At 45.2% G+C, this 25,132-nt stretch carries 20 protein-coding genes; all 20 read right to left on the bottom strand.

Translation table 11 applies throughout. The features are described 5' to 3' along the window. Nucleotides 1–13: 13 nt before the first annotated feature. The 20 genes from rfbG to FYJ57_RS00125 all read right to left on the bottom strand — a co-directional run bounded on the left by rfbG (nt 14) and on the right by FYJ57_RS00125 (nt 25,115). Nucleotides 14–1,102, bottom strand: a complete 1,089-nt coding sequence (gene rfbG, locus FYJ57_RS00215; RefSeq protein WP_235904294.1) for a CDP-glucose 4,6-dehydratase — start codon at nt 1,100–1,102, stop codon at nt 14–16. Further along, entirely contained in the window at nt 1,084–1,860 is a 777-nt protein-coding gene (gene rfbF, locus FYJ57_RS00210) for a glucose-1-phosphate cytidylyltransferase (RefSeq protein WP_154431085.1), read from the bottom strand. The genes rfbG and rfbF overlap by 19 nt, the downstream gene beginning before the upstream one ends. Before the next feature lie 594 nt (nt 1,861–2,454). Continuing rightward, the gene (gene hydF / locus FYJ57_RS00205) at nt 2,455–3,657 is read right to left on the bottom strand and encodes a [FeFe] hydrogenase H-cluster maturation GTPase HydF (RefSeq protein ID WP_154431084.1); all 1,203 of its coding nucleotides are present in this window, start codon (nt 3,655–3,657) and stop codon (nt 2,455–2,457) included. Between the two features lie 210 nt (nt 3,658–3,867). Then, on the bottom strand, nt 3,868–5,289 hold the full coding sequence (gene hydG, locus FYJ57_RS00200; protein WP_154431083.1) for a [FeFe] hydrogenase H-cluster radical SAM maturase HydG: 1,422 nt from the start codon (nt 5,287–5,289) through the stop codon (nt 3,868–3,870). 111 nt (nt 5,290–5,400) lie between these two features. Beyond that, entirely contained in the window at nt 5,401–6,447 is a 1,047-nt protein-coding gene (gene hydE / locus FYJ57_RS00195; protein ID WP_154431082.1) for a [FeFe] hydrogenase H-cluster radical SAM maturase HydE, read from the bottom strand. Nucleotides 6,448–6,456: 9 nt separating this feature from the next. Further along, complete coding sequence (locus FYJ57_RS00190; RefSeq protein ID WP_022171339.1) at nt 6,457–6,696, bottom strand: TM1266 family iron-only hydrogenase system putative regulator; 240 nt, start codon at nt 6,694–6,696, stop codon at nt 6,457–6,459. 97 nt (nt 6,697–6,793) lie between these two features. Next, on the bottom strand, nt 6,794–8,314 hold the full coding sequence (locus tag FYJ57_RS00185; protein ID WP_022171338.1) for a 4Fe-4S dicluster domain-containing protein: 1,521 nt from the start codon (nt 8,312–8,314) through the stop codon (nt 6,794–6,796). A 165-nt stretch (nt 8,315–8,479) separates the two neighbouring features. Next, nucleotides 8,480–10,171: a [FeFe] hydrogenase, group A gene (locus FYJ57_RS00180; protein ID WP_154431081.1), complete on the bottom strand. Its 1,692-nt coding sequence runs from the start codon at nt 10,169–10,171 to the stop codon at nt 8,480–8,482. A gap of 15 nt (nt 10,172–10,186) precedes the next feature. Continuing rightward, on the bottom strand, nt 10,187–12,058 hold the full coding sequence (locus FYJ57_RS00175; protein ID WP_022171336.1) for an NADH-quinone oxidoreductase subunit NuoF: 1,872 nt from the start codon (nt 12,056–12,058) through the stop codon (nt 10,187–10,189). Beyond that, entirely contained in the window at nt 12,055–12,534 is a 480-nt protein-coding gene (locus FYJ57_RS00170; RefSeq protein WP_022399207.1) for a complex I 24 kDa subunit family protein, read from the bottom strand. The genes FYJ57_RS00175 and FYJ57_RS00170 overlap by 4 nt, the downstream gene beginning before the upstream one ends. 598 nt (nt 12,535–13,132) lie before the next feature. Further along, entirely contained in the window at nt 13,133–13,546 is a 414-nt protein-coding gene (locus tag FYJ57_RS00165; RefSeq protein WP_154431080.1) for a DUF5060 domain-containing protein, read from the bottom strand. A gap of 239 nt (nt 13,547–13,785) precedes the next feature. Then, nucleotides 13,786–14,823 (bottom strand): LacI family DNA-binding transcriptional regulator, encoded by a 1,038-nt coding sequence (locus FYJ57_RS00160; protein ID WP_154431079.1) that lies wholly within the window; start codon nt 14,821–14,823, stop codon nt 13,786–13,788. Between the two features lie 224 nt (nt 14,824–15,047). Continuing rightward, nucleotides 15,048–17,204: an alpha-L-rhamnosidase gene (locus FYJ57_RS00155; RefSeq protein WP_154431078.1), complete on the bottom strand. Its 2,157-nt coding sequence runs from the start codon at nt 17,202–17,204 to the stop codon at nt 15,048–15,050. Between the two features lie 23 nt (nt 17,205–17,227). Continuing rightward, nucleotides 17,228–17,362 carry a hypothetical protein gene (locus tag FYJ57_RS15615; RefSeq protein ID WP_262525537.1) on the bottom strand — a complete coding sequence of 45 codons (135 nt, stop codon included), beginning with the start codon at nt 17,360–17,362 and terminating at the stop codon, nt 17,228–17,230. Nucleotides 17,363–17,603: 241 nt separating this feature from the next. Further along, nucleotides 17,604–19,643: a beta-galactosidase gene (locus FYJ57_RS00150; protein WP_154431077.1), complete on the bottom strand. Its 2,040-nt coding sequence runs from the start codon at nt 19,641–19,643 to the stop codon at nt 17,604–17,606. A 40-nt stretch (nt 19,644–19,683) separates the two neighbouring features. Continuing rightward, complete coding sequence (locus tag FYJ57_RS00145; protein ID WP_117523180.1) at nt 19,684–20,568, bottom strand: carbohydrate ABC transporter permease; 885 nt, start codon at nt 20,566–20,568, stop codon at nt 19,684–19,686. After that, nucleotides 20,565–21,500 carry a carbohydrate ABC transporter permease gene (locus FYJ57_RS00140; protein ID WP_117523182.1) on the bottom strand — a complete coding sequence of 312 codons (936 nt, stop codon included), beginning with the start codon at nt 21,498–21,500 and terminating at the stop codon, nt 20,565–20,567. The genes FYJ57_RS00145 and FYJ57_RS00140 overlap by 4 nt, the downstream gene beginning before the upstream one ends. Nucleotides 21,501–21,605: 105 nt before the next feature. Further along, nucleotides 21,606–22,982 (bottom strand): ABC transporter substrate-binding protein, encoded by a 1,377-nt coding sequence (locus FYJ57_RS00135; RefSeq protein WP_154431076.1) that lies wholly within the window; start codon nt 22,980–22,982, stop codon nt 21,606–21,608. 20 nt (nt 22,983–23,002) lie between these two features. Further along, nucleotides 23,003–24,082 carry a LacI family DNA-binding transcriptional regulator gene (locus tag FYJ57_RS00130; protein WP_154431075.1) on the bottom strand — a complete coding sequence of 360 codons (1,080 nt, stop codon included), beginning with the start codon at nt 24,080–24,082 and terminating at the stop codon, nt 23,003–23,005. A 385-nt stretch (nt 24,083–24,467) separates the two neighbouring features. Then, on the bottom strand, nt 24,468–25,115 hold the full coding sequence (locus FYJ57_RS00125; RefSeq protein ID WP_154431074.1) for a PHP domain-containing protein: 648 nt from the start codon (nt 25,113–25,115) through the stop codon (nt 24,468–24,470). Nucleotides 25,116–25,132 lie beyond the last annotated feature (17 nt).

Here is a 25,132-nt window from a genome sequence, read left to right as displayed (position 1 = left end):
CATTTATCCTTTTCTATTTTCTTTCCTGTAAAGTAAAATATTTTCGGATCTGTTCATCCGTGAATGCTTCCATATCTTTTCCCTCAAGCCATGCCTGATACCACACGGCTGTCTCTTTCACTGCCTGCGCCACCTGCCAGTGCGGTTTCCAGCCAAATGCCGTACGGATCTTCGAGCAGTCCAGTTTCAGGAAATTCGCCTCGTGCGGCCCTCCCTGATACAGATTTTCCCACGCTGCCTCCCCTCCCCAGGAGTTACAGAACAGATCTGCCAGCTGACCGGTGGTGATACAGTCCTCATCTCCCGGCCCAACGTTATAGGAACCGACACACGCCGGATTTTCATACTGTGCCTGCGCGATCATCAGATACGCACCAAGCGGTTCCAGCACATGCTGGTACGGTCTTGTGGAATGTGGATTCCGTACCGCTATTTTTTCCCCTTTTGCGACTGCCCGCACGCAGTCCGGGATGATCCGGTCCGGAGCGAAATCGCCGCCGCCGATCACATTGCCCGCTCTCGCCGTGGACACCGCCACACCGGCTTCTTTTAAGAAGGATTTTTCATAGCTGTGGGTCACCAGTTCGGAACAGGACTTGCTGTTGGAATAGGGATCGTACCCATCCAACTCATCGATTTCCCGATAGCCCCACTCCCACTCGTTGTTTTTATAGACTTTATCCGTTGTCACATTCAGGAACGATTTTACACTTTTTGTCTGGCGCACCGCTTCCAGAATATTTACTGTTCCCATTACATTTGTCTCATACGTTCCCACCGGATCTTTATACGATTCCCGCACGATCGGCTGCGCTGCCAGATGAAACACGATCTCCGGCTGTGCTTCCTGCATGGTACGGATCAGTTTTTCCCGGTCGCGGATATCTCCGATCACGGAGTGCATATTTTTTCCCAGATGTAAGGTATCAAAAAGTTTCGCCTCCACCGGTGCTTCCAGCGCATATCCGGTCACCTCGGCTCCCGAAAGAATCAGGATCCGGGAAAGCCAGGATCCCTTGAATCCGGTATGTCCGGTGAGAAATACTTTTTTTCCTCTAAAAAATGCCAGGTTATTCATGTCTCTTACTCCCACACTTTCCATGGAGCATTTCCGCTTCTCCACATTTCTTCCAGTTTCTTCTTCTCATTCATTGTATCCATGCACTGCCAGAACCCATTATGCCGATATGCATCCAGCTGTCCTCTTCTGGCTGCCTCTTCCAGAGGATATTTCTCAAATACAGTCGCGTCTCCTTCGATCAGATCCAGGATCTCCGGTTCCAGTACCATAAATCCGGCATTGATCCATCCACTGTCTTCCTGTTTTTTCTCTTTGAAGTTTGTGATTTCTCCATCTTCCCGCAGATCCAGCGCGCCGAATCGTCCCATTGGCTGTACGGAAGTCAATGTTGCCATGCGCCCGCCTTCCTGATGGAATTTTAACAGTTCAGCAATGTTGATATCTGCCACACCGTCCCCATAGGTCAGGAAGAATGATTCTCCGTTCAGGTGTTCTCTGACCCGTTTGATTCTTCCGCCGGTCATTGTGTTTAATCCGGTATCTACCAGGGTTACTTTCCATGGTTCGGAGATGTTGTTGTGCACAGTCATTTTATTTTCCCGGGTAAAATCAAATGTCACGTCGCAGCTGTGCAGATAATAGTCTGCAAACCATTCTTTGATCATATGTTGTTTGTATCCACAGCAGATCACGAATTCGTTGTATCCATAATAGGAATAAAGTTTCATGATATGCCAGAGAATCGGTTTGTCGCCGATTTCTACCATGGGCTTTGGTTTCAGTACACTTTCTTCGCTGATGCGGGTGCCGAAACCACCTGCAAGTATTACTACTTTCATGTTTTTTCTCCTTGTTTGTTCCGATTGAAGGGCATAAAAAGCCTTATTTTATTTATTGTATCAAAAAGGGGGCTTATTTACAAGTAGGAGGGAAATGCATCCGGACGCCCGGAGAAGCCGGATGGCAGGACAGTCAGAAGGCGGCAACGTGGGCAGAGGCGTTTTGAGCTAGCCACCAACTCCGACTAATATTCACGAGTGTCAGCTGACACTCGCGAAAGTCTACGTAGGTGTCGGATCTCAAAATCGCCTCTAACCGCCCACAAAGTGTTGCTCGCCTTTCTGACTGTCCTGTCATCCGGCTTCTTCGAGCTGTGTATTGGAACACGAAAAGGTACGCTACATGGTAATATAATAATAAAATTTCTTTCCTCAAATGTAACTGTTCAGTACCTTCACAGTTACGAGCCAAAATGCATAAAAAATCACCTTCGGTGATGGCATTTTGACTTGTATGTCTCGGGATTTTGACATATTCATGTCAAAACACCTCGCGGGACAATGGCTACTAAATAGTTACCCTCAAATAAACAAATCGACCATCGAAAGATAAATTTTCAGTGATCGACTTGTAAAAGTATTTTTGTTTTTACTTTAGCAGACAATTTTGTCCAAGATACCTTTTAATTGAGCGATGGCTACGCCATAGTTGGTCATTGCCACGCCCTGGTCTTTTGCCTGTTGGATGCGGTGGAGGACGTATTTGCGGTTGAACATGCAGGCGCCGCACTGGATGATCAGATCATATGGGGTCAGGTCTTTGGGGTAGTCGGTGCCGCTTACGACAGTTACTTTCAGGGTTTCGCCGTATTTTTTCTTCAGCATCCGCGGGATCTTTTCTCTGCCGATGTCTTCTTTCAGTGGTGCATGGGTGCAGCATTCGGCGATCAGGACCCGGGAATCGGAGGAGAGGTTCATCAGTTTTTTGGCTCCCTCTTTGTAGTAGTCCAGGTCGCCTTTGTAGTCGGCGAAGAGGACAGAGAAAGAGGTGAGCAGGCTTTCTGTAGGTTTGTGATCATAGACGTAGTCGAAGACCTGAGAATCGGTGATGATCAGTTTTGGGGGATTTTTCAGCTGATCCAGGGCTTCCACCAGTTTGTCGGTGGTGGTACTTAAAACAATACATTTTTTATCCAGCAGTTCCCGCATCGTCTGTACCTGTGGGAGGATCAGGCGACCTTTGGGTGCCTGGATGTCCTGGGGCATTACCAGGAGGACAACCTCTCCCTCGGATATCAGATCCCCGGTGATCGTCCGGCCGCCGAAGTCTTCAGGAACCATACGGATCATCCACTCTTTCAGTTCTGCGATTCCCGCACCGGTTTTTGCGCTCACGATGCAGACTTTCTCTTTCGTCTGTTCTCTGAGTTTTTCTGCAAATTCCTGATTTTCTTCATCTGAACGAAGATCGCTTTTACTTACCACCGGAATCACCGGTGTCTTTTTTTCCTGAAAATACCGAAACCACTCCAGTTCCTTTTCCATGTCTTCGGATGCAAATACTATCAGTGCCAGTTCCGTTTTCTGTGCAGCCAGCGCCGTCTTTTCCATCCGCATGGCTCCCAGTTCTCCCTCATCGTCAAATCCCGCCGTATCGATCAACACGCACGGACCAAGCGGTGCGATCTCCATCGCCTTGTAGACCGGATCGGTGGTGGTTCCCTTTACGTCTGCCACGATGGAGACAGACTGTCCGGAAAATGCATTGATAAAGGCAGACTTTCCGCTGTTTGTTTTTCCAAATATACCTATATGAAGCCGGTTGCCGGAAGGCGTTTCCTGTAATGTTGTACCCATCTGTGTTCCTCCTTTTGTTTCTTTTTTGTCACTTCGATATTTATTTTTCACTTTATGTAAACTAATTTCATTATGATTATTTCTGTTCTTCCATTATGGTCTTTGGCTCATTGTCTCCATAACATAACAGACACAGCAAACAAACCCTGCGCCTTTGCAGTTGTTGTCTGCTGTGTCATATTCCCCGGCTGTGACAGCCATTTTTTCTTTTTAGAACCGGAAATCTCTCTGTCCGTTTTCGATATCCCGCAGGTGTTCTTCTGCGATTCTGCGGACTTTCTCACTCGGGATATTGTCCAGTTCTTTTTCGATCAGTTTCATACCGATTTCTTTTGTCTTTGGTGAAGCATAATCCTGGAGATACTCCATCAATGTCATCAGTGCATTCGGATGACAACAGTTGAGGATCTGTTTGCTCTTGCACAGGGACATAAAACGGTCGCCGGTTCTTCCGGCGCGGTAGCAGGCAGTACAGAAACTCGGGATATCTCCCATCTCCATTAACCACCGTACGATCTCATCCAATGTCCTCTGGTCACTGACATCAAACTGTGCGGAAGTCACTTCATCTTCCGTCTCCGGTGTATCGTATCCACCAACACTCGTCTTTGACGCACCACTGATCTGAGAGACACCCAACGGAAGTACTTTTTCACGAACTGCCTGACTCTCTCTGGTAGAGATGATCATACCGGTATACGGCACTGCGATACGGATCAGCGCGCAGATTTTTGCAAAAATGTCATCACTGATACTGTTATCAAATACCGTTGGATCGATATCGTCCGCATGTTTGATACGTGGTACACTGATCGTATGCGGTCCCACACCGTGTACAGCTTCCAGATGTTCTGCGTGCATCAAAAGCCCCGCAAATTCATAACGATAAAGCTCCAGTCCAAACAGCACACCAAGACCCACATCATCGATACCACCTTCCATCGCACGGTCCATGGCTTCGGTATGATATGCATAGTTGTGTTTCGGTCCCTTCGGATGCAGTTCTTCGTAGCTCTTTTTGTGATATGTTTCCTGGAACAGAATATAAGTTCCGATTCCGGCTTCTTTTAATTTTCGATAATTTTCCACGGTGGTCGCCGCAATATTTACGTTCACACGGCGGATGGCTCCGTTTTTATGTTTGATACTGTAAATCGTTTTGATAGATTCCAGAATATATTCGATCGGATTGTTTTCCGGATCTTCTCCTGCCTCGATCGCCAGTCGTTTATGTCCCATATCCTGCAGAGCTGTCACTTCTTTTACAATCTCTTCCTGGGTCAGTTTTTTCCGGGCGATATGTGTATTCTTTTTATGATACGGACAGTATACACAGCCGTTGATACAGTAATTGGACAGATACAACGGTGCAAAAAGCACGATCCGGTTTCCGTAAAATTCTTTTTTAATCTCTGCCGCAAGTTCATACATTTCCTGAATCTTGTCCGGCATCTCACAGGCCAGCAACACAGAAGCCTCTCTGTGTGTCAGTCCTTTGCATTCCTTTGCTTTCGCAAGGATCTGGTCAATCAGTTCTATATTATCTTTATTTGCATCTGCATAAGCCAGGGTCTCTCTGATCTCTTCATCTGAGATAAATTCCTCGGCTTTTAACGATTTCGGATTATACATAACGTCTCTCTTCCTTTCTTTTTGGTCAGGCTGCCGGGTCTTCTGTGATTCCATTCGGATCCCGCAGACAGATTTCCGCAATCTTCCCAATTAGTATTTCTTTCTTGTTTTTCATCGGCACATTGCACTGTCTCCGCGATCTGTCACACACTGATAACCAATCGCAGCTATGCGCCGTTCCAGACAGCCGCGGCACTCTGCCGCTTCTTCGCCCGTACAGATTTTATTGTCATACAGCTGGTATTTGTCCCTCACCTGAATCGGTGACAGGTTTGGCATCACCACGTTGGCTCCTGCCAGAATACCCTTTTCTCTTCCCATCGGATGGATCGTTCCGAGTGCAGTGGTGGATGGCAACAGTACCATCGGATGAATCAGCCGGATGATTGCCAGAAGCCGTAAGGTATCTTCCAGCGTTCCTGCCTTTTCTTCTGCAAATGGGGTATCCTGATGGGGAATAAACGGTCCGATTCCCACCATCTCCGGTTGGAGTTCTTTGATAAACACCAGATCCTCATATAAGGTATCCAGCGTCTGTCCCGGCGATCCTACCATAAAGCCACACCCTGTCTGATATCCGATCTCCTTCAGTTCCCTCAGACACTCTTTTCTGTGTGCCAGTGACATCTGTGACGGATGAAGTTTCTGATAATGCACTTCATCTGCCGTCTCATGCCGAAGCAGATACCTGTCAGCCCCCGCGTCAAAATACGCCTGATAGCTTGCCCGTTCTTTCTCTCCGATCGATAACGTCACCGCACAGTCCGGATATCGTTTCTTGATTTCTTTTGTAATCGTACAAATCCGCTCATCGGTATAATAAGGATCTTCTCCTCCCTGGAGTACAAAGGTCCGAAAACCCAGTTCCCATCCGCTTTCACAGCACGAGAGGATCTGATCCATGGTCAGCCGATATCTCTCCGCTTTTTCATTGCCACAGCGGATTCCACAGTAATAACAGTTATTTTTGCAATAATTGGTAAATTCGATCAGCCCCCTCAGGTAGATCTCTTTTCCATAATATTTCCCGGCTGTCGCTCTCGCCCGCCGGTACAGTTCCTCGATCAGTTCCTGATCGGTTGTCGTCAGCAGTTCTTCCAGCTCCTCACGGCTGATCATCTGCTCTTGTTCGATCTTACTCAGTATGTCTCTGTTCATGCATGTCTCCTATTTCGAGTAAACTGCTTTTGCCGAGATTCCTTCCAGTCTTCCGATCTTGCCGGTCAGGGCATTGATCGTATCCTGTGGCGCATCCATCGCGATGCTGATCACATGGATCTTTCTCTCCCGGTAGGGAATCCCCATTCTTCCTATAATATAACTTCCATATTCATGAAGCAGCTGGTTGAGTTTCTCGACTTCCTGTGGTTCTTCCACGATAATTCCAATCACGGCAATTCTGTTCATGTTCCACTCACTCCCTTATATCTGCACTTTCTGTGCCTGCTTCTTTTCAATACAGAGAGCAGAAAATTCTGCTCTCTGTAGCTGTAGTATCTGTATGTTATTCCACATCAAACTTTTCCAGACTCTCCAGTCTTGACTGATATTTGGAGTCGGAAGATTCTGTAAAGGACGCTTCACCTTTCATCTTTTCCAGCGCTGCTGCTGCTTTCTTTACCACCTGCAGCGTACCTGCTCCGGCCACACATCCTCCAGGACATGCCATTCCTTCCAGCAGATAGCCATTGTACTTACCGGCTTTCGCCATCTGGAGCATCTTCTTGCAGTTCTGCAGACCTTCTGCATTGACCACTTTGACTTCCCGTTCCGGATCGATCCGTTTTACCGCATGTACGACAGCCTGTGCAACCCCTCCGCTGACTGCAAAACCGCGTCCATCTGCACTTGCACGGAATAAAGGTTCGCCTTCCGGAATATCCTTCCAGTCCACACCTTTCGCATCAAACATTCCGGCAACTTCCTCAAATGTCAATACAAAATCCACATAACTGCGGATACTCTTCCGGCTTGCCTCCAGTTTTTTCGCTGCACACGGACCAACAAAGACGATCTTGCAGTCCGGTTCTTTCTGTTTGATCAGTCGCGCAGTCAGAACCATCGGCGTCAGCGCCATGGAAATGCATTTTGCCTGTTCCGGGAACAGTTTTTTCGCCATCATAGACCAGGACGGGCAACAGGATGTTGCCATGAACGGCAGTTTTTCCGGAACTTCTTCCAGAAAATCCTTTGCTTCTTCCACCGTACACAGATCCGCTCCGATCGCAACTTCTCTCACATCGGTAAATCCCAGTGCCTGAAAAGCGCCACGGATCTTTGTATTTTTCATATCCTGGAACTGACCTGCGATCGCCGGCGCAAGAATCGCATAAACCGGTGTCTCACTCTTTATCGCCATGATCGTCTGAAAAATCTGCCCCTTATCCACAATGGCACTGAACGGACAGCTTACCAGACACTGACCGCAGGATACACATTTCTCCTGATCGATCTCCGCTCTTCCATATTCATCGGAACCAATCGCATTCATTCCGCATGCTTTTGTACATGGACGCTCCTGTTTGATGATCGCATTATACGGACAGGCTTCCACGCACTTTCCACATTTGATACATGAAGACTCATCAATATGAGATCTTCCACCTTCCATATGGACAGCCTTCTTCGGACAGACCTCCACGCATGGATGTTCCAGACAGCCCTGACATCCTTCTGTTGTCATGACTCTCTTCTCCGGACAGGCATTGCAGGCGAATTTGATCACATTGATAAGCGGCGGTTCGTAATATTTTTCTTCTATAATACTGGGTTCCACACCTTTGGAGATTGGCGCATGCTCTGTGATTTTTCTCAGCGACATTCCCATTGCCACACGCAGACGCTCACCAACGACTGCCCGCTCCAGAAAAATACTGTCTCTGTAAGTTGCAACCTCTCCCGGGATGATCTTATATGGAAGTTCTTCCAGTACCTCCTCCGGAGATTGCTCTTCGTATGCCATACGGGCAATCTCCGTAAATATTTTGTGTCTGATTTCTGTCTTGGATGAATACAGTCCTCTCATTTTTCCTCCTGATCTTCCGTTATACATTTTTCATAGGTTTTCTTTTTGATAGTACTCTTAAAAATGATAGCATTCACCCTGTCAGAATTCAATAGTTCCGCCTACATCTACCTATGCAAATACGGAATAGTTCCAGGAGTTTTCCTATAATATTATGATACCAGTTTATTCATAACTTTCGTTATGTAACAGTTCATGTTCTTTGCCTTTTAATAATCCGGCGTACAGTTCCTGAACCAGCGGGTTCTCATCGGATTTCTTGATGATCGTTGTATTATCTGCGTTGTACAGACCTTTCGCACGGAGTGATTTTGTTCTGTCACCGGCTCTGGTCGGCTGTCCGCCTCCCATGATACAGCCACGACGACAGGCCATGATTTCGATCAGATGATATTCTTTTTCTCCGTTCTTTACCTGATCCATAACTTTTCTCGCATTGGCAAGCCCACTGGCTACACAGATCTTGATTTCGGTTCCCTGATAATCTACAGAGAACTCTTTGATACCTTCGTCTCCACGGACACCGCTTTCTGCGATCTCATGCATCGCTTCCTTGCTGTGGTCTTTGGTCAGACGACGAAGAACCGCCTCAGTCACACCACCGGTTACACCGAAGATCACACCGCCGCCGGAACCAAATCCAAACGGCATATCACAGGCTTCCGGTTCAAGAAGCGAGAATTTGATACCAAAGTTGTCGATCATACGAAGCAGCTCTGTGGTTGTGATAACGATATCTGTATCCTGTTCTCCCTTGGTAAAACTATTCGGACGAACAGCTTCCGCCTTCTTCGCAGTACATGGCATGATGGAAACCATAACAGTTTTCTTCCCCTTTGCATGCTCCGGATCACGGAAATACTCTTTGATGACTGCGGAAAGCATTCCCTGCGGAGAACGGCAGGTGGACAGGTTCGGAATATAATCTTTGTACTGATCGGTTACGAATTTGACCCATGCCGGACAGCAGGAAGTCAGTAACGGAAGTTTTTCTCCTTTTTTGATTCTGTCAAGGAACTCCGCACTCTCTTCCATGATCGTCAGATCCGCACTGAAGGAAGTATCGTATACTTCATCAAATCCCATCAGGTGCAGGGCATTGACGATCTTGCCCATCACGCTTTTTCCTTTGGTCAGACCATAATGATCTCCCACTGCAACACGGACAGCCGGTGCTACCTGAGCTACCACGCGCACATTCGGATCTGCCAGAGCTTCCCACACTTCATCCATATTGGTTCGGATAGAAATAGCTCCGGTCGGACAGAATACTCTACACTGACCACAGTTTACACAGTCCGTTGTGGAAATCTTCCGGTCAAATGCCGGCATAACCATCGCTTCGGTACCACGGAATGCAAATCCAAGAGCACCGATACCCTGCAGTTCTTCACAGGCGCGGACACAGTTTCCACAAAGGATACATTTATTCGGATCTCTCACCAGAGACGGGGAACTCAGATCCAGTTCTCTCTGTTCTCTCGTATTCTGGAACCGGACATTTTCAACCCCCAGACGATGTGCCAGTTCCTGCAGAACACATTCTCCACTCTTTACACAGGTGGTACAGTCACGGCAGTGTGCTGCCAGAAGCAGTTCCACGATGAGTTTTCTGTATTTTCTGATACGTCCGGAATTGGTATGGATCACCATGCCGTCTCTCGGCTCTTCCGAACAGGATGCAAACATCTTTCCTCTGTCATCTTCCACGGTACACAGACGACAGGCACCAAATGTGGAAAGCTCGGAGTGGTAACACAGTGTCGGGATATTGATACCCGCCTTTCGGATCACTGACAGGACATTTTTCTCATCCGTAAATTCAACTTTTCTTCCATCGATGATCATATGACTCATAAGACACCCTCCTTCCTACATTTCCACATATACTGCATTAAAGTTACAGTTATCTTTACAGGCACCACACTTGATACACAGATTATTGTCGATCTGATGCGGATGCTTGATAGCTCCGGTAATCGCTCCCGCCGGACAGTTCTTCGCACATTTTCCACAGCCGATACAGAACTCGGAATTGATATGGAACTGACGCAGAGCCGTACATACTTTTGCGTGGCACTTTTTATCACGGATATGTTCAACGTATTCGTCGCGGAACCGGTTCAGGGTACTGATGACCGGAAGCGGTGCACTCTTTCCAAGACCGCACAGAGCCATACTCTGTACCATGTGCGCCAGTTCTTCCAGCTCATCGAGATCTGACATCTCACCCTTGCCGTCTACGATCCGCTCCAGGATCTCCAGCATACGTTTGGTTCCCTCTCGGCACGGAACACATTTTCCACAGCTTTCACGCTGGGTAAAGTTCATAAAGAAACGGGCTACTTCTACCATACAGGTGTTTTCATCCATGACTACCAGTCCACCGGATCCCATGATGGCATCCAGTTTCTTTACCGAATCAAAGTCCAGAGGCGCATCCAGCTGATCCAGGATCAGACATCCGCCGGACGGTCCGCCGATCTGTACGCCCTTGAAAGCAGCACCACTCTTGAGTCCGCCGCCGATATCATAAATAATATGACGAAGCGTTGTTCCCATAGGTACTTCGATCAGACCGGTATTTTCAATGGCACCGGTCAGAGAGAATGTCTTTGTTCCCGGGCTTCCCTCGGTACCGATGGTACGGAACCAGTCTGCACCTTCCAGAATGATCTTCGGTACATTGGCATATGTTTCTACGTTATTCAGCACGGTCGGTTTTTCCCACAGACCTTTTTCAACGGTACGCGGTGGTTTTACACGCGGCATACCTCTGTTTCCTTCGATGGATGCCGTCAGAGCCGATCCCTCACCACATACAAAAGCACCTGCACCACGGTTGATATGCAGATGGAAGTTCACATCCGAACCAAGGATATGATCACCTAACAGACCATTTGCCTCTGCCTGTTCGATCGCCATGCGCAGACGTTTTACGGATAATGGATACTCTGCACGCACGTAGATATATCCGTCTTCTGCACCTACTGCATAAGCGGCGATGGTCATACCTTCGATCATCTTATACGGATCACCTTCCATTACAGAGCCATCCATGAACGCACCCGGATCACCCTCATCACCGTTACACACCACATATCGTACTTTTTCTTTCTGACGAGCTACCTGTGACCATTTTTTTCCTGCAGGGAATCCCGCACCGCCACGTCCACGAAGTCCTGATTTTGTAACTTCTTCGATAACATCCTGCGGGGTCATGGAGCCAAGTGCTTTGGCCAGTGCCTGATATCCACCGGCTGCGATATATTCGTCAATCGACTCTGCGTCGATCTTTCCACAGTTTTCCAGAACGATACGTGTCTGCTGATTCAGGAACGGAATATCGTCCGGATGCGGACAGACGGTCTCATGATCACGGTAGAACAGTCTCTCTACCGGCTGTCCTTCCAGGATCGTGCGCTCCACGATCTCTTTACAGTCTTCCGGCTGTACATGTACATACTGATAGTTATATGGTTCGATACGCATCAGAGGTCCCAGTTCACACAGACCCTGACAACCGGTTTTGATCACACCGATATGCGGAACATCTTTCTGCATCTCTACGGTAACACCATCGATATCCCGACACAGAATTTCCATTTCTTCATAAATTTTCTGAGCACCGGATGCGATACAGCCGGTACCGGAACAGACAAGAACGCGACAGGTATACGATTTGATTTCTTCATTTACCTTTGCCTGTCTGTTCAACAGATCTTCACGGCAATTTATACTCATACGCTTTCTCCTCTCAATTCATTTAACAGCTCAATAGCTTTTTCCGGCGTCATCTTAGGATGTACTTCATCATTGACCGTCAGAGTCGGCGCCAGTCCACAGGCCCCCAGACAGGATACGGTCTCTACGGTAAATAACATATCATCCGTTGTGTGTTTCTTATTACTGAGTCCCAGCTCTTTCATCAGAGCTTCTTTTACCGGCATGGATTTTCTTACATGGCAGGCAGTTCCGTCGCAGACTTTGATCACATACTTTCCTTTCGGTTCAAAGGAAAAGTTTTCATAGAATGTTGCCACGCTGTAGGCTTTTGCCTCTTTGACTCCGATCTCTTTCGCCACATAAGTAAGCAGTTCTCCCGGCAGATAACGATATTCTGCCTGAATATCCTGCATGATCGGAATCAGGGAAGCTGCCTTGCGGCCGTAGTGTTCGATAATCTCATCCGTTTTCTGGTAATAAGATTGATCCAGCATGTAGTTTCCTCCTTTCACTTCATTGCCCTTTTCTTTTTTGATTTCGATAACTTTCCGTACCTGTTCAGTTTCCCCTCTGAACAGTTTTGCGCAAACCGCAGTTTCAACCTCCATATTGCTGCCGTTCACTTTTGCATTTTATACAGATGTCATTATCACTATTATACTTTATTTTATTATTTTGCACAATAAATATTTTATTTTAGCGCTATTTGTCGTTATTTTAACGAACTTTTCTCATGTAACAATATTTTTTATCAACATATCGTGTTTCATCTTTCTATGTCACTACATCTGGTATATCTGATGTGACTACTTAATAACAAAGAAAAGGCCTTTTTCCTGCCAATTCAAAAAGCGCCATTGCTCTCTGTGATGTTCTTCACATAAAAGCAATGACGCCTCTTTTTCAGGGGCAAAATACCTTTTGACTGCAGCATCTGAAACCGCGCTCTGCCCACACATAAGGAGTTCCTTGGAATATAAACTTCATCATAGCGAAGTACTTTGCGGATACTTTTTCTTACTTCCAGTATTTTTCTGTCTGTATCATTCTCTGATTGCTCACTATTATGTAACTTTTCCACAAACAGGTTACTTATCTTATTTCACTCGTTTCATCTGACTGCAGATCCCACACATAACAGGTTGTGCCGATGGAATAATACGGCGTTCCGTCTTCGTAGGCAAAATGATAGGTATTTGCCACACGGATCGGTCCGTGATTTTCCTCGCTCGCCGGTGTTACCTGAAATTTCCCGGTGAGCACTTCCCCGTCTATCGCGCTCCCTGTCACTTCGAATGTATATAATTCCACGAAAGACGGCATATATCTTACTTTGTACACACCTTCTCCGTCATAAAATCCGTCCACAGTTACTGTCTCATGTTTTCCTGTAAAGATTCCTTGAATCTCATAATCTACAAATGGGTTCTTATCAGAATGACCTTCTACAGTCACTTCCAGAACATCCCATTTTTCCACCTGTTTTTCATAATTGTATCTTCTCATATTCTTCCTCTTTTATTTAAATTCATGTTTATTTTTGTTTATATTTTAAACCTTTTCATTTTTATTTTCAACTTTTCCTGTAAATATATGTCTTTGCTCATTGTCCATAGAACTAAGTACGTGCCTCGGTACATCCTCGCGGAGCGTTTCTTACTTTACAGGAAAGCAATTTCCTGTAAAGTAAGAAAAAAGTTCAGCTTCCCACACGGAATCTGAACTTTTTCACTTGCTGTTCTCTTTTATCTTTTCTTAACTGTTTCACCATCTACAAACACACAATTTGTATACAACTTACATTTTTCTTTTACCGGATGTTCTATTTCCTTCAATAACAACTGTATTGCCCAGTATGCTCTTTCTGTATGGGGGACACGGATACTTGTCATATCAATGCCTCCGGTGAGAAAACTTGGCAGAGCATCAATACCGATCAGACTCACATCTTCCGGAATACGAATATTCAAATCATGCATTGCCATAATCGTTCCCATGGAAACATGATAGCTCTCCATAATATATGCCTGAGGCAGCTTTGCTGTTTTTAGATACTCTCGCATCATCTGATGAACTTCTTCTATACTGCTTCCCGTATTGATGATACGATCAGAAGCATCTCCCAGCCCCTTCTGTTTCATAATTTCCTGAAAACCTCTGCGCCGGCTCAGATAATTATACATCGGTAATGGATTACACAGATACTGAATATCTGTATTTCCTTTCGCCAGAAGTTCGTTCACCGCAAGTTCTACTCCCTGACGGTTATCGATCAGAATCACCGGATATTTTTCAATGTCCGGCGCCGCATCGTAAATCACCAGCGGTTTTCGGATTCCGTCAAGCAACGGACTGTTTTCCTGTTTTAATTCCGTTCCGAAAATAATTACACCCGCCACATCATCCGCATTACATTCGGCAATCATGCGGGACTGATCTTCCTCCCTGAAATCTGCATACAGTAATCCAAGCGAATATCCATTTGCTTGCAGATTTTTCTCAAATACCTGATTCACATCTGTCCAGAGATCCAGCTCAGCTCCCTGTATATTTTTCATTCCATTTGTAATTTTGACAATCTTGATCTGCTGTCTTTTTCTTTGTTCCGGCTGTCTCGAAAACATTCCCGTCGGCACTGCCCCATGCTCTTCCAGCTGTTTCTTACATGCGAGGACTTCCTGTCGTGTCTGTTCACTCACGCCCGGTTTTCCATTCAATGCCAGAGATACAGTGGATTTAGAGATGCCAAGTGCCCTGGCGATATCTATGGATTTTACATTCATGTAGAAGCCCCCTGTCTGTTCCTCGTAACTGTTTTAACAGTTCAATTTGCAATGGTTTATTTTAAACCTTTTAAACATTTTATCTCAAATCCGGTTTCTGCGCAAGGATATAATAATCAAAATTAATCCACTGGACCAATTTCTGATATGTAACACAACAAAAACGGACTGCTGCAGTTTTTATTGATACAGCAATCCGTTTTCTCACATTTTACTCTATTCTGTTATTCCCAGAAAATGTAGCTTCCTGGCCCCACAGCATATTCTTTTTTTCCGATCACAATCTGCGCCGGAACCGGTGTTACAATCTCGTACCGAATCGCACCGTCTGTGTGCGTCCACCGGGAACTGATCTTTCCATGTCTGGTCTCAATCGATGCTCCCAGCCATTTCAGCTGATTTCCCGGCTTCGGCTGAATCCGTGCCACTTCAAATCCCGGATGTTCCTCCACCGTCTGGATGCCTGCCGCCTGCTCATAAATCCAGTCTGCCACAGATCCATATGCATAGTGATTAAATGAATTCATATCTGTACTCCAGAATTCTCCGTTTTCCATAATGCCATCCCAGTGTTCCCAGATGGTTGTCGCACCTTTTCCTACGGCATAGAGCCAGGATGGGTATTCTTTTCTGCATAACAGCGTATAGGCAAGATCCGTATGTCCATAATCGCTCAGCACATGCAGGATATACGGTGTTCCGACGAATCCTGTCCGCATCTGACAGCCGTCTTTTTTGATCATCTGTGCCAGTGCATCCGCTGTTTTCTGACAGTCTTCTGCCAGCCCGAACTGTACCGCCAGAATATGTTCCGTCTGTGTCCGGTACTCCGGATACGTGTTTCGGAAGGTCTCCACAATTTTTTCATGAAGCTTTTCATAAGCCGCTACATCTTCTCCGATCACACGTCCTGCCTTTATTACAAGTTCTGTGGAATGTGCATAGAATGCAGACGCAATAAACTCTTCTCTGCTCGATCCCTTATAGCTTCCCTGCAGTGCATCCAGCCCGAGCCAGTCACCGAAGTGTTCTCCACCGGTCCACAGATTTGGGGTTGTTGTGTGATTCGTCACATAATCCACCCATTTTTTCATGCTGTTAAACTGATCTTTTAAGATCTGTGAATTGCCATAAGTCTGGTAGATCTGCCACGGACAGATCGTCGCCGCATCCGCCCAAGCAGCGCTGGCATTTCCGCCAACCAGATAATCCGGAACCACATGACCTACTGCGCCGTCCTCCATCTGATCCGCTGCCAGATCGTGCAGCCATTTCGTAAAGAACCGTTCCACATCAAAATTATAGCTTGCTGTTTTGGTAAATACCTGCGCATCCCCGGTCCAGCCAAGTCGTTCATCGCGCTGCGGGCAGTCGGTCGGCACATCCAGGAAGTTGTCTCTCTGACCCCAGAAAATATTGGAGATCAGCTGATTCAGAGCCAGATCCGAAGTCCGGATTTCACCGGTTTTTCGGATGTTGGAATATACTGCGATTCCCCGGAACTGTTCCGGCGTTGCTTCTCCCGGAAATTCGTCCAGCAAAAGGTATCGGAAACCAAAGAACGTCAGCGCAGGATGCCAGGTCTGTGTTCCCTCGCTGCAGATATAATTTATCTCCGCTTTTGCACTTCTGTAATTTGCATTGTAGAAATTTCCTTCTGCATCCAACACTTCTCCGTGAAGAATATGGATCCGGTCACCTGCATGGGCATCTACGGTAAATTCCACATATCCGGTAATCTCCTGTCCAAAATCCACGACCAGCTCTCCCGCCGGGGTGCGGAAAACAGATTTTGCTGCCACCACTTCCTGCTCCCGGATCTCTTCCCCTTCCTGCGGGATCAGAATCTCTTTTGACCATGCGAATTCTTTTACTGTATTCCACTCTTTTGTCACAAAAGTGGCATCACAGAACTCCCCGTCGTAAATCTCACTGAAACGAACCCTGCTTTCTCCCCATGTCCAGCTCTGATCCGTTACGATTACTTCTTCGCTTCCATCCATGTATACAATATGCACTTCTCCAAGAATACCTCCCGGACGACCCATTCTTTGCAGCTTGTCAGGTGTGTCCTGCCATCCGGGCATCGGGGAGCGAAACCACCCTTTCCCAAGTGTTACAATAAGTTCATTTTCCTCTACCACCAGATCTGTAATGTCATATTCCTGATACTGCAATCTTTTATCATAAGCCGTCCATCCCGGTGCCAGCACATAATTTCCAACTCTTTTTCCGTTCAGATGTGCCTCATACACACCCAGCGCTGTCAGATATAACGTCGCACGTTCTACTTCCTTTTCTGTTTTCCATCCCTTTCGAAAAACCGGACACACCCCACCGGTCTCTTCCGAAGTCCGGATCCATTTTGCCTGAAACTCCATAACTTTCTACCTCCCGATAACTACTACATTTGTACAGCTTCTCTTATAACCCAGTGTACAACGTTTCCGTCAAAACAGGAATATCTTTCATGACTTTTTCCATCTCTTCTACGAATTTTTCTTCCGTCTTCGATCATTTCATCTACTGCCTGACACACATCAATTTCTTCCTCTTCTTCTGATATTGTAATCGGTGTATTTGTTATCTTCTGGAAATATATAAAAGCATTGAGACTTCTCCGAATATGGCATCAAGATATGTTTTTAGAAATGATAATTGAATTCCTCAATGAATGGAAATAGTATGCTTTGCAGTTATATTAACACCTGCTGATTTTTTTGTCTATCTCATTTTTCAAGAGGCGATGGATTTTCTTTCCACCGCCTCTTTTCACACCCTTATTTCAGTACTCTTACCTCAAACGGTTTCAGCACAACCGTACCGCTCACTTTTTCACCTGTATACAGATCCGTCATCTCTTCTTTGACCTGGATCTCGGCTTCTGCGTCTTTGTAGTTCAGAACGAAGCAATACTCGGTATCGTCTTTCTTTCTTACAGCCAGTTCGCAGGTTTCCGGGATCTCCAGTTTTGCTTTGTATGGATCTTTCACACCCAGTTTCTCCAGAAATACTTCTGCTGTTTCTTCTGAGAATGCTGCGCCGAAGTAATATACGGTTCCTTCTCCGTAAGTATTCTTAATCAGTCCAGGTTCTCCTGCATAATAGCAGTTCTCGTATCTTCCAAGAACTTCTGCATGTTCACCCACTGCTGCCAGCTGATCGTTAAATACAGCAGCTTCCAGCTTCGTGCCATCCCAGTCGATCACGATATCTTTGTTGTCCGGGGATACCAGTGTGTATTCCGGAATATCCACACCACTCATCTCGGCAAATTTGCCCGGCAGTTTGTCCATGACACAACGGCCGTACATATCTTTGTATCCGCTTCTGCAGCCCAGAACCAGGCAGCCGCCATTCTTTACATACTCTTCCAGTACGACTTTTCTCTCCTCTGAGATCAGTACCGGATGCGGGTAGAACAGTACGCTATATGGTTTCAGGTCTTCTGCGGTTACATCGTCGCGCAGATAGATATAATCCATCGGTGTATGGGTTCTCTGTGCAGCTTCGAAGATGCCAAGCTGGCTCTTCCACTCTACTTTTTCATGCCATACATCCAGCTGGCTGTCCCATGTGTTGTCATAGTCTTTCAGGAAACCAACTTTTGCTTCATACTTGGAGCCTGCAAGCTCAGACAGTTTCTGGAATTTCTCATGAACCGATTTAACTTCTGCCAGTCTGCGGTTGTCTCTTCCGGAATAATCCAGGATACCATGCCAGTATATCTCGGTACCGTAAGTACAGGTTCTCCAGCGGAAATAGCTGACATAGTCTGCACCATGTGCCACACTCTGCATGGTCCACAGGGTCATCTGTCCCGGCTTTGGAGTCGGAGCTGCCATACCGGTGTTCCATCCGTTTGCTCCGGACTGCTGTTCCATGATACCGAAGTTTTTGGATACCGCACGAACCTCAGACAGGTTACGGCTCCACATACGGTCTTTCAGGAAGTTATCCTTGTTGTACGCATCCAGACAATAAGCAAAGTTCGGATAAGAATCATATGTGATAAAATCCAGACTCTCGTTTGTCATTCTCTGGTTGTCCAGGTTGCCGAACAGACCGTTGGTGGTGATAAAATCACCCGGTTTGATGTATTTACGAATGATATCGCTCTGCAGTTTTGCGAATTTGCATGCGCTGTCAGATACGAATCTGGTATAATCCAATACTTCATGAGGGTTGGTGTTGTTGCTCAGAGTGGTTCTTGGCACATACACTTCCTCAAAGCTGTTGTATGTCTGATTCCAGAAGTTGGTTCCCCATGCTTCGTTCAGTGCATCAATGCTTCCGTATTTTTCCATCAGAAATTTGCGGAAAGCGATGGTATCACTCTCAGAATAGAACTCATTTTTCTCACAGTTGATCTCGTTGTCGATCTGCCATCCAATGATTGCCGGATGTTTTGCATAATGAGATGCAGATTTTTCCACAATGATTCTGGTCAGTTCCTGGTATTTCGGAGAGTTGTAGTTGTAATGTCTTCTTCCGCCATGACGGTACAGAACACCGTCCATGTTTGCATTCAGAACTTCCGGATATTTCTCGGTCAGCCAGGCCGGCGGCGTAGCTGTCGGGGTACAAAAGATCACTTTCATACCCATATCAGCAGCTACATCCAGAAATCTGTCAAAGAAATCATAGTTGAATACACCTTCGTACCGCTCGATCTTGCTCCATGCAAATTCTGCGATTCGGATTACTTCGATGCCGTTTTCCAGCATTCTTTTCAGGTCGTCACGCCAGAGACTTTCGTCCCAGTGTTCCGGGTAATAACAGGTCCCCAATACCAGTCTTTCGCCATTTACAATTTCCATAAGATTACCTCACTTTTTATCAATACATTATGTCTAGTTATTATTCTTTTACTGCGCCGGATGTCAGACCTGACATGAAGAACTTGGATGCACTTAAGAATGCGATCAACAGCGGCAGAACCGCGCAGGTACTTGCAAACATCAGTGCGCCGTAGTCGGTACCACGGTCACCAACCATGGTCTTCAGCATCAGCGGCAGAGTCATTTTTTCCGGTCTTCTCAGGATCATCAGAGGCTGCATGAAGTCATTCCATACGTTTACGAACTGCATAATACCCAGAGAAGCATAAGCAGGTTTCAGGATCGGAGCAATAACACGGAAAAAGATTGTCCACTCACTACATCCGTCGATTCGCGCTGCTTCTACCAATGATACCGGTACATTATTCTGACAATACTGCCTCATCCAGAAAATGCCAAACGCATTGGCACAACTCGGGATGATCAACGCCTGGAAGCTATTCAGCCAGCCAAGTTTTGACATCATGATAAACCATGGAATAATACCTGCTGTCCACGGAACCATCATAGTTCCCAGCAGTACTGCAAAGAGAACTTTTCTTCCCGGAAACTGATATACTGCGAAAGCATATCCTCCGATAGAACAGAAAAATAATACCAGGATAACATTTCCAAAAGTCACAATACAGCTATTCAGGAAGGACAGCGGGAAGTTTACTGCCTGAATCATATTTTTCAGGTTAGTTACTATATTCGTTCCGAACCACATTGCAGGAGGAAAAGAATAAATTTCACTGGTTGTATGTGTTGCCATAACGAACATCATGTAGAACGGAATCAACATGATCAATGCGATAAATCCAAGTACAATATACAGGGATACTTTCTTTCCTATCGGATGGATTTTGGAAATTACTGCTAAAACAACGGCTATTATTAAGATTCCAATTAAAAGTGTTTTCATTTACCGTATTTCCTCCTTCCCTCATCTTTCTCCTCTGAAAATTTATTAACGAATACAGAGATAATTACGATCATAATTGTGATTACATATGCACATGCAGATGCATATCCATAAGAGTTACCACCCTGTGGTGCTTTATTTAACAGATACATCATCAATGTCAAACCACCATTATTTACGCCACCGGTCCAGCTGGAGTTTGTCAGGATGAACGGTTCTGTGAACAGGTTGAACATACCGATACTGGACTGTACGATTGTAAATACGATGATTGGTTTTAACAGCGGGATAACAATGCTGAACATAACTCTTGTGTCGGAAGCACCGTCGATCTTGGCTGCTTCATAGATATCACCACTGATACCCTGCATACCGGCCAGATAGATAACCATGTTCCATCCTACCCATTTCCATGCAAACATCACGATTACGGCAACTTTGATCAGACTTCCGTCTCCGCCAAGCCAGTTGATAGCTTTCTGTCCAAACAAACTTAAAAACCAGTTGATGATACCATAGTTATTTCCAAACAAATTCTGGAAAATAATAGAAATAGCAACAGAACTGGTTACCATAGGCATGAAGTAAATGGTCTTAAAGATGTTTTCACCTTCTACCAGTTTGGAGTTCAGGATATAAGCCAGTGCAAGACCTCCAAGCAGGATCGGAATATGTGCCAGAATACCGATTAACAGTGTGTTTGATAAAGCTTTCCAGAACAGACTGTCTTTAAACAAATTAATATAATTTGTAACACCATTAAAATGCATCGGACCGATGCCATCCCATCTGAAAAAGCTCAGACCAAATCCGGCTACAATAGGAAACAGACCGAAGATAGCGAATAAAATATAAAACGGTGCGACGTATGCATATGCCACTTTATTCTTTTTTAACGTATAAACAAACCCTTTTTTCTTTGTTGTGTTCAAAAGTGATCCTCCTTCCGTTCATCAGTATCTCTATTCAAAATCAGCCGCCGACCGGACGGTTCCGATACAGCGGCCGATATGAAATCTTTAATTGTACTGATTCACTTATTTGTCCCAAACACCTGCATCCTTCAAGGTCTGAATCTGCTGTTCTTTTACCTCTGCTGTCGCTTTTTCAATATCTGATTTTACCAGGTCACGGATACCTTCTGCATCCAGACCCTGCTCCAGGCCGGCATTTACAGAGCTATAGATACATCCTTCAGCTGTAGTGTCCATCATAGTTGTATTTACAGGCTTCAGTTCCTTGGCCAGTTCTGCCCACAGTTTTTTCGGCTGCTGACCACTGAAGTAGTCATCTGTTGCATCATAGATTTCTGTATCTTCATATGCCGGTGTGTATGCCGGGAAGTAATCTACGGCCTGGAAGATATCGTTCTGTCCTTCTTTGGTTGCCAACATATATTTAACAAATGCCCATGCTGCTGCTTTGTTTTTGCTCTGTTCCGGAATTACCAGGAAAGATCCACCCCAGTTGGAAGCCTTTACTCCACCAGGCATTTTAGCAACACCCCATTTGCCGGATGCATCCGGAGCATAATCGGTTTTCAGGAATCCACCGAACCATCCACCAGTGCACACAGATACCAGACTTCCATCTCCGTATGCTGCAGTTGCTTCTGTACTCCACATATCAACGTTCATATCCAGACCTTCTTCACGCATCTTGATGACTGCGTTCAGGCAATCCAGGTCACCATCTCTTTCAATCTGAAGATTCAGGTCTTCATCATAATAATCTCTGTTACAAAACAGTTCAAAATACAGATAAGAAGCATCCGGTAACAGCCAGCGTTTTCCAGGAATATTTACTTTTCTTGCTACTTCCAGTACGCCGTCCCATGTGCTCATCAGTTCAGCAACCTCATCCGGATCTGTCGGAAGTCCACATTCCTCGAAAATATCAGTACGATAGAAATATGTACATGGTCCTACATCCCACGGAATCAGCCGAACAGCGCTTCCATCTGCTGATTTACACTGATCCCACTTGAATTTCACAAAATCTTTTTCCAGTTCTCCTGCATTATATGGCTCCTCCAGCAGGTTTGTTAACGCTGAGGATTCACGATACTCAGCCACATGAGCACCTTCAACCATGGCAACATCCGGAGCACCATCTCCTGCTGAAAGAGCTGTCTGCAAAGCCTGATGATGTGCTGTTGTATCTGTAAACTGCATTTCTACTTCAATATTTGGATATACTTTATGGAATCCTTCCATAGCTGCTTCAAATCCATCATCTCCAGACGGCCATCCGCCTACTGTAATTGTACCTTTGATGCTTTCCGGATCTGAAAAATCTGCCTCTGAAACATCATCGCCACCTCCGTTGGATCCTCCACAAGCTGCAAGTCCAATCGTCATGGTTGCTGCCATAACACATGCTAAACCTTTCTTAATCATATTTCTTTTCTTCATACACTGACCTCCTGCGTTCTCTAAACACGTAGATTCTTTACACTTTCTCCCAGCTGCAATTTAGGTTTAATATGCACCATATATCTTCTATTAGTTTTCTCAATCATGTCAATCAGAATATTGGCACATTCTTGTCCCTGTTTTTGCGGAAACATATTAATTGTGGTAAGGGTAGGGGAAAGATACTTCCTGATCCCTGTTCCGTCTATTCCCATCACAGAAATCTGATCCGGTACTTTGACTCCAAGTTCCTGAAATCCTCTTATCATTCCAATTGCAAATTCATCATTAAAACAAATGACTGCAGTCGCATCCAGCTTTCGTTCCATAAAAATCTGTGCTGCAACCTTTCCTTTTCCAAAGAAATCTTCTTCCTGATACATACTATGTCCCGGTAAATCCTCAGAAAATGGGGCGATTCTGGGATCATTTTTCATTTCATTTTTATGAATCGCCAATACGTATTTTTCCCATCGACTATTTCCGATTACCTTCTTGATATAATTTTTATATGCCAGATATCGAGAATTGGGGTTATTCATATCATATGGAAATCCATAGGCTATGATTTTGTGACCCATGTTGTTTAGATAGTTCAAAGCAATTTCCATCGCCTTGTACATATCCACTTCCACCAGCGGTACCGACTTCGGGATGTCTGCTACATTACAAAAAGATGCACTTACTATCGGCAGATAATAATTTTTTCCAACTTTTTTCATATAGTAGCTTGTCATATTTTCATTCGGCATTATAATTCCATCCACCATGGTATCCTTGATGCATTCAAATGCCATCACACCATTTACGGTTACCAGATATCCTCTTTCGTTTGCTGCCTGACACATTCCTCTGTACATATCAATATAATATCCGTTGCTCAGATCTTTACAGTAATACAAAATCTGTTTTGTTCTCCGTTCCTGTAAGCTCATGGCTACCGGTTGAGGAACATAACCTAACCTTTCTGCTGTTGCTATGATTTTTTTTCGCTTACTTTCCTCCACATATCCGCTATTATTTAATGCTCTTGATACTACCGATATAGAAACCTCACATAATTCCGCAATGTCTTTTCTTGTAACTGGTTTCTTGCCCATATCTCTTCCACTCCTTGTCTTTTTGTGCACTTTATATAACAAGAGTTGGTTTTTTACATCCGCACTAGTACTTTTGATGTATTTATTTTATTTCACCATCGTCTTGTTGTCCATGTCGCTATATGTGGTCACGCGACCACAGTGGTTATTTTGTCATTTTTGTCATTTTTTTGTGCGATTTAACTATTTTTTCATGTGTTTTATATGCTTTTTTACGATAATCTTTGCTTTCTTTAGTATATACAAGTTACAAAAAAAGCATACATGTGTATCAAAATGCATGTATGCTTTCCTCTTTTTTTATTATTTTGTAACTGTTCATTACACACAGTTACGTTTATTTTGCCCATTGCTCATATATGCAGAAACCGAAGTTTTTTCTCTTCTATGCCAGTTTTCTCAAAACCTCTGCCAGCTCCCTACTATCCCGCACATCCTCATCTATCACAAAATCTACCAGTCCCACCTGAGGAATCTCATGGCAGTCGCTTCCCCGGGTTATGATCAGGTGCTCTCTTCCCGGTTCCTTCAGCCATGCGTCCAGTTTTTCATTATGGTTGTCATGTCCGGAATTAAAGTTTCTCTCCACACCATGCAGATACTTCGGATTCTGTATCTGACAGTATTCCCGGAAAGGGTGAGCCTGTATCAGGACACATCCATTTTCCTCACAGATCTCATATAATTCCTGCAGACTGCAGCCACAGATGTCCATATGCTCCCGGATAAAATCCTTTGTCACGCCGTATACCAGATAATCCTCCGGTCCGCATTCCAGACGGATCTCCATACCGAGGATCACCCTCAGACCTACATGTTCTCCCTCTTCTTTTGCCAGCTCATACCCGCGAAGATAAGTCTGATAATGCTCCTCTGTCGTCTCACCCCACAGGTGCATGATCCCCTTGTCAAAATGATTGGTGATCACGATTCCGTCATATCCGGCCTCTTTATATCCGTCTACCAGTTCCTTTGCTTTAATCACCGCACACGGGCTGACTTCACAGTCATGTGCATGCATCTCTAATCTCATACTTTTATTTTCCTTTC

It is taken from the genome of Oliverpabstia intestinalis (assembly GCF_009696065.1).
Lineage (GTDB): Bacteria > Bacillota > Clostridia > Lachnospirales > Lachnospiraceae > Oliverpabstia > Oliverpabstia intestinalis.
The sequence above is the reverse complement of the archived record's forward strand: the minus strand, read 5'-3'. Positions and strand labels throughout refer to the sequence as shown.